This window comes from Streptomyces incarnatus (assembly GCF_001027185.1).
Classification (GTDB): Bacteria; Actinomycetota; Actinomycetes; order Streptomycetales; family Streptomycetaceae; genus Streptomyces; species Streptomyces puniciscabiei.
The window spans coordinates 180,979-193,897 of record NZ_CP011497.1; the positions used below are offsets into that span (position 1 = coordinate 180,979).

The following is a 12,919-nucleotide window of genomic DNA, read 5'->3' on the forward strand; positions in this document are numbered from 1 at the left end:
GCTGGCGCCGCGCATAGTTAGCCGGATGGGAGAGGTTCCCCGAGGCAGATGAAATCGCCTAAGTTAAACCGATTAGCATGGATCCTGCGGATATAGATCGCTACAGGTCCAGATCTGATCGCATGCGGTCCGGCAGGCCCCAAGCGGTGAGCGGAGGCGACAGTCGGCAGTGGTGAACACCAGAGGCGGCGACGCGGACAACACCCGCCCGTCCATACCCCCCGTCCTGCATCCGGTGCGCCCACCGCAGGGCCTGCGGACCCTGGGGGCCCCCGTACGGCCCGTGGAGCGGCACCGTATGCGGATGCGGCTGCTCGACACCGTGGACGAGGAGCGGTGCGATGTCGAGGTGCTGCTCACCGCGCTTCAGCAGGCGGTGGCCGAGGTGCACGGTCTGGGTGGCATGGTGCATCTCCCGGGTGGGGGCATGAGTGGCGTCCTCTACCTGGTCGCCGACAGCGGCCTGCCGGAGTCGATGACCCGGCCCTGGCTGATCATCCGGGTACGGGACACGGCGCCGCCCAGCAAGGCCGCCCGCGACGACACCATCACCTGGCGGCGCGACCTGGCACCGCCCGACCCGGTGCCCGGCCGGGATCCGGCCGCCCTGTGGCCTGCCCGGCTTCCCGCCGGCATCGGTCACCTGGCCGTGCCCATTCCGGGCAACGGCCCGCGACGCGGCGCGCTCTCCGTCCTCTTCGCCCCCGGCGACGAGCCCGGGTCGGCGGAGTGCGCGTTTCTGACCGAGGTGGCGGCCTGGATGTCGGAGAGACTCAGGTCGTCCGAGATCCTCAATCCCTCCACCACACTGCTGCGGGCCCTGGAGAACGGGCCAGGACCGCGGCAGGCCTCCCAGTGGGACGTGGAGGGGGCGCCCTCCCTCACGTACACCTGGGACCTGCGCACCGGCGAGCTGACCTCCGACCGGCCTGTCCAGGAGGTGCTGGCCGGCATCGACCCGGAAGTGATGTACGGCGGCATCGAGGCCTGGGCGGCGCTGATCCACCCGGACGACCTGCCGGGGGCGGTCGCCGGCTTCGACACGGGTATCCAGCTGCGCGGCGGCTTCCAGAACGAGTACCGGATCCGGCGGGAGGACGGCACCTACGTCTGGATCGAGGCCCGTGCCCGGACCATCACGGACGACGACGGGACACCGGTCAAGGTGATCGGCACCCTCCGGGACACCAGCGAAACACACGCCGCCGCGGAGTCGGTGGGGCGGGCGCTGCGGCACATGAGCGACGGCTTCGTCTCCCTGGACCCGGACTGGCGCATCGGATTTCTCAACCAGGCCGCCGAGCAGTTCCTCGGTGCCGCGGGGGACGTGGCCGGAACCCTGCTCTGGAACGTTCCCGCCGTGCGTGCCGTGCCGGGTCTGGAGCAACGGTGCCGGGCCACGGCGGCCGAGGGGCAGCCGGCCGGATTCGACGTGCCGGGGCCGGACGGGGCGTCCTGGTACCACCTGCGGCTGGTGCCCGTACCGGAGGGCCTCACGCTCTACATCACCGACACCACCGAGCGGCATCTGCGGGAGGCCGAGCGGGCCGCGGCGGAGCGGGCGGCCGCGGAACGGGCGGCCCTGGTGCAGCGGATCACCCGGGACCTGGCCGAGGCCGTCACGGCCCAGGATGTGATGGCGGCGGTGGCCGACGGCGTGATGACACCGCTCGGGGCCACCGGACTCACCATGCTCGGCGTGGTCGGCGACCGGCTGACCGTGGTCGGCTCCCGGGGACACGCGGAGCGCTTCACACGGCTGCTGGACGGTCAATGGACGGTGAGTGACACCGAGAACCCGGTGGGCGACGCCCTGCGCACCCGCACTCCCCTCTGCATCTCCTCCCCGGAGGAGTTCCGGAAGCTCTATCCGGGGACCGAGACCCTGATCCGGGAGAGCGGCAAGCAGGCGTGGGCCTTCCTGCCGCTGGCGGTGTCGGGGCGGGAGATCGGATCGGCGGTGATCTCCTTCGCCCGACCGCGCGTGCTGGACGACGACGAACGCACGCTGCTGACCGCGCTCAGCGGACTGATCGCGCAGGCCCTGGAGCGGGCCGGACTGTACGACGAGGCGACGACCCGGGCCCGTACGCTCCAGCGCAGCCTGCTGCCGCACGCGCTGCCCGAGCTCCCCGAGATGACGACTGCGGCGCGCTACCAGCCGGCCAAACAGGGAGCCGACGTCGGCGGCGACTGGTACGACGTCATCCCGCTCTCCGCGGCCCGGGTGGGGCTCGTGATCGGTGACGTCATGGGCCACGGCATGGCCGAGGCCGCCACCATGGGCGCGCTCCGCACCGCCGTCCGCACCCTCTCGGAGCTTGAGCTGCCGCCCGACGAAATCCTCGGCCACCTCAACGACATCGTCAGCGAGCTGGGCACCGATTCCTTCGCGACCTGCCTGTACGGCATCTACGACCCGGTCACCCGGCGCCTGTCGTACGCCAGCGCCGGTCAGCCGCCCCCGGCGGTGGCCCACCCCGACGGCACCGTCACCTTCCTGCCCATGACCCCGGACCCGCCCCTGGGGGTCGCAGCGCCGCCCTTCGAAACCCTCGAGACCGTACTGCCCCCCGACAGCCTGCTCGCCCTCTACAGCGACGGCCTGGTCGAGAGCAAGGACAGAGATGTCACCAGCGGCATGAACCGCCTCGCCGAGCTCCTCTCCCAGTCCGTGAAGTCCATGCCGACCGCACCGGCGGACGCCTCCGACCTGGACGACCTCTGCGCCACCCTCACCTCCGCTCTCCTCCCCGCCCACGGCGCCCTGATCGACGACGCCGCCCTGCTGCTGGCCCGCACCCACCCGCTGGACGCGAAGAGCGTCGCCGAGTGGCCGTTGCCGGAGGACCCGATGGCGGCGGGACAGGCTCGCGAGCTGGTCCGCGCCCAGCTCATCGACTGGGACCTGGCGGACGAGGACCTGATCATGACCACCGAACTCCTGGTCAGCGAGCTGGTCGGGAACGTCGTCCGGCACGCCTGCGGCCCCATACGGCTGCGCATGCTCCGGAGCCGCGCACTGATCTGCGAGGTCTCCGACGCCAGCCTGACCACGCCGCACATCCGCCACACCTCCGCCACCGACGAGGGCGGTCGCGGCCTGCAGCTCATCTCCGCACTCTGTCAGCGCTGGGGCACCCGCCACACCCGCACCGGCAAGTCCATCTGGACCGAACAGCCCCTCCCGGTGCCCGACTAACAGGGTCTGTCCTCCGGCCCCGGCCCGCGAGAAGATCCGCAGTCCCTCGTGTGCCGTCATCCGTCGCGTCCGCATCTCGTCGGGTCACGTGATGGATGGTGAGGATGATGGGGCCGGCACTAGCCGATGATCTCCTTGAAGAACAGCACGGCCGTCGCCGCGGTGCCGCAGCCGACGCTCACGGCGACCGGCCATGCGTCACCGGCCAGGGCCGCCAGCACGGTGGCGCCGACTCCGGCCAGCGCCGCCAGCAGGAACACGATCGCGGCACGCTGCGTCAGGAGCGGCCCGTCCCTCTCGGGCCGCTCGCGTTCGCCCCGGCTCCTCCCCGTCCGGCTCACCGGGCGTCGCCGGCCGGCACGGCCGCCGGTTCCGGAACCGCCACGGCCACGCCCTCGTACCCGGGCACCTGCCACGGGTCCTGCGCGGGGCGCAGGAGCGTGAACCGGATCCGGCCGTCCGCGTCCGCCCGGACTCCGTGCACCGCGGGTTCGGGAAGGCTGTTGTAGTGGAACGGCGTCGAGAAGTAGTAGGCGCCGGTGTCCGGTACGACGACCAGGTCACCGGGGTGGAGCAGCGGCAGCGCGCGGCCGGCGGCCAGCAGGTCCCCGGCGAAGCAGGCGGGCCCCGCGACGTCCTGGCGCACCAGCGGGCCCCGCTTGGCCCTGCCGGAACCGTCGTACGCCTCGATGCGCAGCGGCCAGGCGTCCGGCGCGAACACGGTCCGGGTGGCGACCTGGACACCAGCGTGGGTGAGGGCGATCGGCCGGTCACCGGAGGTCTTGGTGTACTCGACATACGCGGCCATGAAGCCGTTCTTCGCCAGCACGGACCGCCCGAACTCGGTGACGATCCGGTAGCGGCGGTCCGCGAAGAGCCGAGGCGCGGACCTCCTCAGCTGCTCGGCATACGCGGCGAACGACGGCGTGACCTCGTCATCGCCGAAGTTCACCGGGAGCCCCCCGCCGATGTCGATGCCGACGACGCGGCCCGCACCGTACGCCGCGTCCACCTGCGCGGCGAACTCGACCGCCTGCGCCACGCCCTCCGCGATCAGGGGGAGGGGACAGCCCTGCGATCCGGTGTGCGCGTGCACCCAGGTCAGCCAAGGGTGCTCGCCGAACGCGCGGACCAGCCGCTCGCGGCTGCCCGGATCCGCCAGCGGCACGCCGAACTTGGAGGTGCTGGTGGCCGTGCTCATCGCGGCGATACTGCCACCGCCCACCTGGGGGTTCACCCGCACCCCGATCCGCGAGCGGGAAGGACGGCCGTCGAGAATCCGGGCGACCCGCTCCAGCTCCTGGAAGCTGTCCACGTTGACGGCCACCCCCAGCGCCAGCGCCCGCCGGATCTCCTCGCGGGTCTTGGCCGGCGAGTCGAACACGATCCGCTCGGGCCGGAATCCGGCCGCCAGCGCCCGGGCCAGCTCGCCGGCGGTGGCGACCTCGCAGCCCATGCCCATACGGTTCAGCTCGCTGAGCACCGGCACCAGGCAGTTGGCCTTCGCGGCGAAGGCGTGCAGGGCGCCGGGCGAGTCGGCGAAGGCGTCGTACAGCTCCGAGACGGTCGCGGCGACACCGTCGAGGTCGACGAACGCGACGAGCCGGGACGCCTCGGGGTCCAGCAGCCCCTGCTCCACGGCCCGCTGGAGGATGCGTTCGCGCCGTGCGGCGGCGGAGGACACTGCGGTCATGATGAGCCTTCCGGAGTCGGTCACTTTGTCCGGGCCGAGCCCGGCTGACGTCCAGGCTGCTCGTCGCGCACCGGCCGCGTCTTCGTCGCGTCGGCAGGAACCGTGCCGCCGCCACGGCGACCGGGCCGGACGATCGCACGCCCCGGGCCGTGCCGTTGTGCGCGCCCACGAAAGCGGCGCCCCATGATGGTGCACGCGCACGAAAACGGCGTACGCCGTGGTGCACGCGCAGAGCGGTGGCTGGGGCGCCGCCGTCACTCCTTGCCGGTACCGGACTCCCGCAGGCGTAACTCCAGTTGGGCCAGCAGACGCGCGTCCGGGCTGCCCAGATCGAGCCCGCAGACCTGGGTGATCCGGCGCAGGCGGTAGCGCAGACTGTTGGGGTGGACCGCGAGCGCACGCGAGGCGGCGGCCGCGTCCCCGAAGTGGTCGAGGTAGGCGCGCAGCGTCTCCACCAGCCGCCCGCCGCTCTCCGCGTCGTGCGCGGCCAGCCGCGCCACCGACGTCCCCCGCGCCAACGGCACGGCCCGCAGCGCCTGCACGACCTGCATGACGCCGACCGTGTCCGCGACGTCCGCGGTCCGGCCGACGGCGCGTGGCCCCCCGGCGTACACCAAGGCGCTCAGGGCCAGCTCGGCCGACCGGCGGGAATCGGCCGCCCGCGCCAGGCCCGGCACCACCTCGCCGAGTCCTGCGCACAGGTGTGTGCCGGTGGCGGCCGCGGCCCGCGCGACCAGCGACGCGCCCAGCCGCTCCACTTCGCCGTCGGCCCGCGCCGGGTCGGGGTCGAGCGAGCCGACCAGTACCAGCAGCCGGCCGCCCGCGGGTACCACCACGGACCGGTGCCCGAACGCGGCGCAGTGCAGTCCGAGCAGCGCATGCCACCGGGACGGGTCCCCCTCCGCGGTCGCGGACGCGGCGGCCACCGCCAGGACGGCGCAGGGTGCCTGGGCCGTCAGCCCGGCCCGCTCCGCCAGCACCTCGGGCGAGCCGCGCCCCTCCAGCACAGCGCGCGCCGCGTCCTCCACCAGGCGGCCGTCCGCGCCGCGGGTGCGGTGGTGGAGCAGGTGTGCGGCGGCCGTCCGGGCAGCCGCGCGGAGCACCTCCGGCGCGTCCGGAACCAGGGGGCGGCCCGTGGCCGCGGCCACCCACAGCGAGCCCAGGACTTCACCGCCGGCCCGCACGGCGCACACCAGGCGCTCGGGGTCGTCCCCGTGGGCGCGGCGGTGCAGGACGTCGTCCGTCCCCCACAGGGCGGCGAAGAACCCCGCCTCCCGCATCGCCGCGACCCGCCAGGGCGGCACGCGACGGCCGAGGATGGTCAGCCTGCGGATGTCGTCCACGTCCTCCTCGGTCGAGGAGTACGCCAGCACACGGGACTCCGTGTCCTCGACGGTCACCGCACCGCCGACGAGGGCGGCCACCGCGTCGGCCAGCCCGTTGAGGTCACCCGGGGCGAGGTCCGGGGCGGTGGGCAGCGGCGGTACCCCTGCCGCGGCGAGCGCGGCCCGCAACACGCCGACCAGTTGGGCCCAGGAGCACCAGGGGGTGCGGAAGAGCAACGGCGTACCGGTCTCCGACGCGGCCGCGCGCAGCGTCCCTGCGGCCCCGCCGGAGCGGTCCGGCCCGAACACCACACCTGCGGCGCCCGCCTCACCGGCCCGGCGCAGCACGTCCACCGCGTGGGCCGAGCCGGCGTCCACGCCGACGGCGAGCAGCAGTTCACGCGGCCGGACGCCGGGGTCCAGAACGTCCAGTACGGCGACCCCCGTGACGGCCTCCGCCAGCCCGCCGGGTGCCGTTTCCAGTTCCAGGGCGCCGGAGCCGACGACGGACAGCAACTGCTCCAAGGTCACCCGGGACTCGGTGGCGGCACTCCACGCCGAGAACACCCGCGGATCAGACACGTTCCCCCCTCCCCCGCGCGTGTCCGCGGACACGCGCGGCACGCGCTGTCGAGAGGTACGACACCACACACCGGGCGCGCGCTCAACCGCGCACGCAAGTACGGACAGGGGCGGACGGGCACGGGGCCGTACGGTGGTTCGGCACATCGGACACGCCCGGGCGGGCGGCCGGAGAATGGAAGGAGACGCTCCGATGTTAGGAGCGGTCGTGCAGGTTGCCGCTGATGTCCGCGCCGCCTTGGACGTGCCGCGGCGGATTCGCTGCTGTCCGCGGGACACGAGGTGGTGGTGCACGCCCGGAATCAGGAGCGCGCGGCGGCCCTCGACGGGCTCGTCGGCCGTGGGGCACACCTCGTGGTGGGCGACTTCACGGACCGTGACGCCGTACGGCGCATCGCCGCCGAACTGAACGCCGCCCAGCCTCTCGACGCGGTGATCCACAACGCCGGCGTGTGGAGTGGACGGGCGGTCATGCCGGTCAACATCATCGCGCCCTACCTGCTCACGGCCCTGCTGCGCGGCCCGCACCGGCTGGTGTACCTGAGCAGCGGCTCGCACTTCGGTGGGCGTCCCTCGCTCGACGGGGTCGACTGGCGGGGCGCGAGCGCGGGATCGTACGCCGACAGCAAGCTGTTCGTCACGACCCTCGCCGCCGCGGTGGCCCGTCTGCGTCCCGATGTGCTGAGCAACGCTGTGGATCCGGGCTGGGTGCCGACCAAGATGGGCGGCCCCGGCGCTCCGGACGACCTGGAACTCGGCCATCGGACGCAGGAGTGGCTGGTCTCCAGCGATGAGCCCGAGGCCCTGACGACCGGCGGGTACTGGTACCACCGCCGACGGCAGCAGCCGCACCGCGCCGTCCACGACGAGACGTTCCAGGATCGGCTCCTGCAGGCGTTGGCCGAGGAGACGGGCACTGTTTTGTGAACGACGAGGCCTCCCGGCGTCTGCCGGGAGGCCGGGTGCCGGCTCTTGAGAAGGTGTGGGTCCGCGCCGCCCGCCGGGGCGAGACCCGTCCCGGAAACCGGTCCTAAAGGACGGCGACCTTCACGTCGTCGCTGTACCTGAATCCGTCGTTGTCGAAGTAGAAGACGGTGACCTTGACCTTGTCCCCCTTGTGGAAGTGCGAGCCTTCGGCCGGGCGCATGGTCACCAGCGCGACATGGTCGTGGAAGTTGCAGACCAGCTTGTTCTTCTTGACGGTGCCCGCGGCGATGGACTGGTTGCGGGTGGGGTTGAGCGTCGTCGCGTTGGCCACGAGTTCGTGGTTGCTGCCGGCATCGCAGGAGTAGGTGACCTTCACCTGCAGGCCGGGGGTGTGCAGCGAGACCTTGTCGATGGACAGCACGTCGGCCTTGGCCGCCGCCGAAGGCGCGGTCGCCAGGGCGCCGGCACCGATCAGAAGAACGGTGGCCGCGGTTCCGGCGACGCGTCGGCCGACACGGGATGACGTCATCTTGGGTACTTCCTTCCCCCTTGCGCGGTCACCCTTGGTCGAGGCATGGAGAAGTCTCCAAATAGGCGGGTAACTGCGGCAGTTGGTCGATTCGCCTGGATGTTACGTGATCTATGGCTGATTCCAGTACCGGTTGCCTGGTGGCGCCTGGTGAGGAACACCGCACCCCGCCGGATGAACCAGTCCCGCCTGGACATCGTCGGCAGTGGGGACTTGAAGAGCGTGGGCGGCTACAGGGACCGTCCGCAATCAGGTGTTCGGACGAGGCATGACGCCTGCTCGCCGACGACACCACCCTGCGCCCGCTGCCGTCCCCCCGTCGTCTACTTGGTGAAGACAAGACAGACGTTGTGACCGCCGAACCCGAACGAGTTGGCCAGCGCAGCAGACCACTGACCGGTGCGCCGCTCACCGTGCACCACGTCCAGTTCCACGCGTGGGTCGAGTTCGTCGAGGTTGCGTGTGGCCGGCACGACGCCGTCCTTGAGCGCGAACAGGGCGGCCATGGCGCCAACCGTTCCGGACGCGCCCATCATGTGACCTGTCATCGACTTCGTCGCCGTCACCGCGGCGTGGCTGCCGATCGCTCGGCCGATGGCCTCGGCCTCCGCCAGGTCACCGGACTCCGTCGAGGTGGCGTGGGCGTGCACGACCCCGATGTCCGCCGGGTCCAGGCCGGCGTCGCGCAGCGCCAGTTCCATGGCGAAGACCTGGCCCTCCGCGTCGGAGGCGGTGATGTGGTTCGCGCTCGAACTGACGGCGCTGCCGGCCAGCGTGCCGTGAGCACGTGCTCCTCGGGCCCGGGCGAACTCTGCGCGTTCGAGCACCATCATCCCCGCGCCCTCGCCCATGACGAACCCGGACCGCTTGACGTCGAACGGACGGGACACGGTCTCTGGGTCCACCGACTGCGTCGACAGGGCCTTCATCTGGGCGAATGCCGCGATGGTGAAGGGGTGCAGGCAGGCCTCCACCCCACCGGCGACGACCACGTCCGCCCGCCCGCTGCGGATCAGGTCCTGCCCAAGGGTGAGGGCCTCCGCCCCGGACGCACAGGCGCTCACGGGCGTCCTGGCGCCTCCCTTCGCGCCCAGGTCCATGCTCACCCAGGCAGCCGGTCCGTTGGGCATCAGCATGGGGACCGCGAACGGCGACAGCCGGCGGATCCCGGCGCGCTCGAAGACGTCGTCCTGCCCCAGCGTGGTGAGGACACCACCGGTTCCGGTACCGATGACGACGGCGAATCGTTCCGGCTCGACCTGCGGAGCGCCGGCGTCCTGCCAGGCTTCGCGCGCACTGAGGATGGCGAGCTGCTCACCGCGGTCCAGCTTCCTGGCCTCGGCCCTCGGAAGCAGGGAGGCGGGGTCGAGCGTGAGTCCGGCCGCGACGTGCACGGGCAGGTCCGCGGCCCACTCCTCCTCCAGGAAACGCACCCCCGACTTACCGTCCAGCAGCCCCGACCACGACGACGGCGCATCGGCTCCCAGCGGCGTCATCGCACCGACGCCCGTCACCAGCACACGACCGTTACGGGTCACACAAGCCTCCTTGAATTGTGCGGATGCTACATAGTGTCTGACTACCCTCATGTGGATCATGCCAGCATTCGGGAGGGGAATCAGGGTAGGAGTCGACCGATTTGAGAGCGAGAGATTGTCATATTCCTACAGTCAGCGAGGCTGAAATCGCTGTGAGGCGAGTGCGGGGTTGCGAGGGAGGGCCGGTGTCCCTGCCAAGGCTGAGGCTGAGCGAGGAACAGTCGGGGCAGTCGGAGGCGGTTCATGGATACGCAAGCCGCTCGTGCGCAATGGCTGGTCCTGCCAGATGCCTGCCCGACGAGCCGTGGAGCGGGACGACGAGGCGGCGGCCGGATGGGGCAAGGAGGTGTGGCCACCCGCGGAAGGCCGTTGCCACGCCGACCTGCTACCGGCCTGGCGACCGTCCCGCGCTGGGCGGCCCAATCGTCCCAGTGTTACGCCTTGGGGCCGGAACCTTGGCAATGTACGGCCGCTCCGGTCGCCGGGTGCCGATGGTGCTCCGAAGTGGTCGGCGCAGGCCCCCCTAGACGTTGGTCAACCACAAACCGGTGGAGCAGGCGGTGGCGCTGGCTGGGACCGGAGCGGCTCGTAGTCGAGCCACGGGTCTTGGGGGAACGCGGTTCGACGGGACGCATGGTCCAGGGCCGTGGCCTCGACCTCGTCGCGGATCAGGCGGTCCAGGGCGCACAGCGGCTCCTCTTCCGCCTCACCGGCGGGCACGATCGTCACGCCCGACGGGGGCCGCACCGCGCCGAGTCCGGTGACCTGCGGCGCGGCCGACCGCCGGGTCGTCCGCCACGGCTTGCCACTGCATGTCCGAAACCCGCGTGACCACGAGCGCGTGGTTGCCCGGGCCCGAAGTGGAATGCACGGAGTTCATAGGTGTTGCCTCTCAGGAGTGCCTTGTCCGAGGCGCTCCCGGCGACACCTACGTCAATCGCCCACCGTCCGTGACGACATGGGGGAGCACCCACATGGATACAGCCTTCATGGGTCTCACCTCCTCGCGTTCTCTCACGGCCGCCCAGACGGTATCTGCGGGCGGCGACCGGCCCAACTCATTTGATCCAGCCGGGGATCAGCGAACGAGTCGAGGCCCTGCTCCTCCAGGGTGGACTCCCGGGGGCAGGGCCTCTCGTGGTCGTCTCGAAGTCCGTCGCGAGCCGCTGCGGACGGTCTGGTAGGCGTCGGTGAAGCGCGGGGAAACGAAGGGATCAGTACTCGCCGTTGGTCGACCCGCTCAGCAGTTCGTCACGTACCAGACGGGTCCCCAGTTGCCGTGCGGATCCCCGGACGGTGCCGGCGGCGTGACGTAGATCGGCTGGTGGGACTTGTTCCTCATGACCGCCTGCAGCCCGTGGGTCTGGTTGTTGTACCAGGAGCCTCCACTCCCCCAGCCGTCAGGGATCTCGTACGTGGCGCACCGCCCCCAATTGCGGTAGTCACCGGTGTAGTTCGCCCCCGAGTAGGCGCAGAAGTCGCCGTAGGGACAGGTGTGGGCCGGCGTCCTGGGGTCGCTGCCGCTCCAACCGCTGTTCAGGTCCCGCGCGTACTTCTCCCCGGGCACGGCGAACACCATGTGGGAACCGGTGGGGTCGGCGACCGTGTTGGCCGCGGTCTGTTTGCTGCCCGGGTGCGCGGCCAGATAGCCGTCGACCCGGCGCTGCAGGGTCTTCTCCTGGCCGATGCTCAGGCCGGCGCGCGCGGCCTGAGCGGAGAAGTCCGGCCGGGCCGCTGATCCGTGGGACGCCGGTTGCGAGGCCAGGGCCGTCGGAGCGGCGCCGGCCACCGCGACGGCAGCAAGGACACTCGCCGCAGCCAGGAGCTTCTTCATCCTCAATGCGTCTCCTGATGACTGATGCACCGGTCCGGGGGCAGTGGATGCGGCTCCGGCGGACCCGCCTGTTCCAGACCGGGGGATGACGGGAGTCTGGAGCGGCGTGTTCGGTCGAGGCAACACATTCGCATCCGCACAAGCAGGTTCCGGCCCCCGAGCGAGGGGGGAGACACACTGAACGGTGACGCGAACCCGCGCAACCCCGGCCGGACATCAGGCCTCCACGGGCGGGCAGCGACGCCACACTGGACCGTGCGGCCATCGCTCGGGTGCCGACGCGCGCACAGGGCCGTACCTCCGTAGCACCACCGCTGACGAGTCACCAAGGTGCGTACCAGTCGTCGCCCGCATCAAACGGTACGACTGGTTCCGCCTCAAGGGTGGCTTCGATGAGAGGTGGGGCCGGCCCTCGCCCCTGTCACGGATCGACGTCCCGGAGAGGCAAGGACGGTCTACCCGTGGCAGACACCCTGGTTGACCATCTGGGTGTGGCGTGCGACCACCGGGCGCGCGGTCTTGGCCAGGGACTTCACGAGCGGGTTGGTGCCCGAGGCGATCTCCTGGTCGATGAGCGCGAGAGTCTGTGTGTGGGCGGGATACTGGGCCTTCAGCCACGCGGCATCATAAGCGGGCGTGCCGGCGAGGGACTTGAGGGCGGCAGTCTGCCTCAGCTGCGCGGCCGTTTGCCCGGACGGCAGTGCCACGCCGAGTTGCGCCGCGGTCTTCACGACACCGGCATCGAGGATGCGGTGGTCGCGGACGAAGTCGGCGCCGACCCGCCTGACGCAGGTGGTGGTCGCGGCGCTCTGAGCCTGCCGGCCGGTCGCGATCTCCCACAGGTTTCCCTGGTGGGCCGCGGTCAGCAGCTGCCTGTCCAGGGCGGAGACCGCCGACGGCGAGGGCGACGGGGAAGCGAGAGCCGGGAGCGACGTGACACCCGTGACGCACAGGGTGGCGACGCAGACGGCGACGGAACGGGCACGGGATCGAGACGTGTGCATCTGTCCTCCACAGGTCGCGCGTGCAAGCCCCGAGGAAGCCCCAATCTCATTGCTCGAAGGGCGACAAACGTACCTTTGCCATGCTTCACCCGGTTGAGCTGGTCGGCAACCGGGAAGCCCAGCGCCTCCATCGCCTTCGGTGGGTGGTCGGCCGTCGATACAACGACCTGGACCGTGATTCCGTGGGCGACGCGGCAGGCCAGCGCTTGGGTTGCGGAGTGCGCCGTGTCCATGCGCCTACCCGCCGGCGGGTGACGAGCCCTCCCCGAGCCGCTGACCTGAGAG

At 71.4% G+C, this 12,919-nt stretch carries 8 protein-coding genes and 2 pseudogenes; 3 read left to right on the forward strand and 7 right to left on the reverse strand.

Going from position 1 to position 12,919, the window contains the following annotated elements:
• The first annotated feature begins 172 nt into the window (after positions 1-172).
• Positions 173-3,202 (forward strand): SpoIIE family protein phosphatase, encoded by a 3,030-nt coding sequence (locus tag ABB07_RS00895; RefSeq protein ID WP_244189150.1) that lies wholly within the window; start codon positions 173-175, stop codon positions 3,200-3,202.
• A 119-nt stretch (positions 3,203-3,321) separates the two neighbouring features.
• Here the strand turns inward: ABB07_RS00895 and ABB07_RS00900 are convergent, their stop codons facing one another.
• From ABB07_RS00900 to ABB07_RS41455, 3 genes are all read right to left on the reverse strand, one after another.
• A complete protein-coding gene (locus ABB07_RS00900) occupies positions 3,322-3,543 on the reverse strand; it encodes a hypothetical protein (protein ID WP_208896759.1) in 222 nt (73 codons plus the stop codon).
• Positions 3,540-4,895 carry a type III PLP-dependent enzyme domain-containing protein gene (locus ABB07_RS00905; protein ID WP_208896760.1) on the reverse strand — a complete coding sequence of 452 codons (1,356 nt, stop codon included), beginning with the start codon at positions 4,893-4,895 and terminating at the stop codon, positions 3,540-3,542. Before ABB07_RS00905 ends, ABB07_RS00900 begins: the two co-directional genes overlap by 4 nt.
• 254 nt (positions 4,896-5,149) lie before the next feature.
• On the reverse strand, positions 5,150-6,802 hold the full coding sequence (locus ABB07_RS41455) for a helix-turn-helix domain-containing protein (RefSeq protein WP_208896761.1): 1,653 nt from the start codon (positions 6,800-6,802) through the stop codon (positions 5,150-5,152).
• A 249-nt stretch (positions 6,803-7,051) separates the two neighbouring features.
• On the opposite strand from ABB07_RS41455, the pseudogene ABB07_RS00915 reads away from it, so the two are divergent.
• Positions 7,052-7,729, forward strand: a pseudogene (locus tag ABB07_RS00915) (SDR family NAD(P)-dependent oxidoreductase); the annotation flags it as partial.
• A 103-nt stretch (positions 7,730-7,832) separates the two neighbouring features.
• Here ABB07_RS00915 and ABB07_RS00920 read toward each other — a convergent pair.
• Positions 7,833-8,258: a hypothetical protein gene (locus tag ABB07_RS00920; protein ID WP_208896762.1), complete on the reverse strand. Its 426-nt coding sequence runs from the start codon at positions 8,256-8,258 to the stop codon at positions 7,833-7,835.
• Positions 8,259-8,581: 323 nt separating this feature from the next.
• The gene (locus ABB07_RS00925) at positions 8,582-9,796 is read right to left on the reverse strand and encodes a beta-ketoacyl-[acyl-carrier-protein] synthase family protein (RefSeq protein WP_279617367.1); all 1,215 of its coding nucleotides are present in this window, start codon (positions 9,794-9,796) and stop codon (positions 8,582-8,584) included.
• A 247-nt stretch (positions 9,797-10,043) separates the two neighbouring features.
• Between ABB07_RS00925 and ABB07_RS41910 the strand changes: the two are divergent.
• A pseudogene (locus tag ABB07_RS41910) lies at positions 10,044-10,183 on the forward strand (helix-turn-helix domain-containing protein); the annotation flags it as partial.
• Between the two features lie 853 nt (positions 10,184-11,036).
• Here ABB07_RS41910 and ABB07_RS00935 read toward each other — a convergent pair.
• Both ABB07_RS00935 and ABB07_RS00940 read right to left on the reverse strand, forming a co-directional pair.
• On the reverse strand, positions 11,037-11,630 hold the full coding sequence (locus ABB07_RS00935) for a hypothetical protein (RefSeq protein ID WP_208896764.1): 594 nt from the start codon (positions 11,628-11,630) through the stop codon (positions 11,037-11,039).
• A gap of 455 nt (positions 11,631-12,085) precedes the next feature.
• Positions 12,086-12,634: a DUF4142 domain-containing protein gene (locus ABB07_RS00940; RefSeq protein WP_208896765.1), complete on the reverse strand. Its 549-nt coding sequence runs from the start codon at positions 12,632-12,634 to the stop codon at positions 12,086-12,088.
• Between the last annotated feature and the right edge of the window lie 285 nt (positions 12,635-12,919).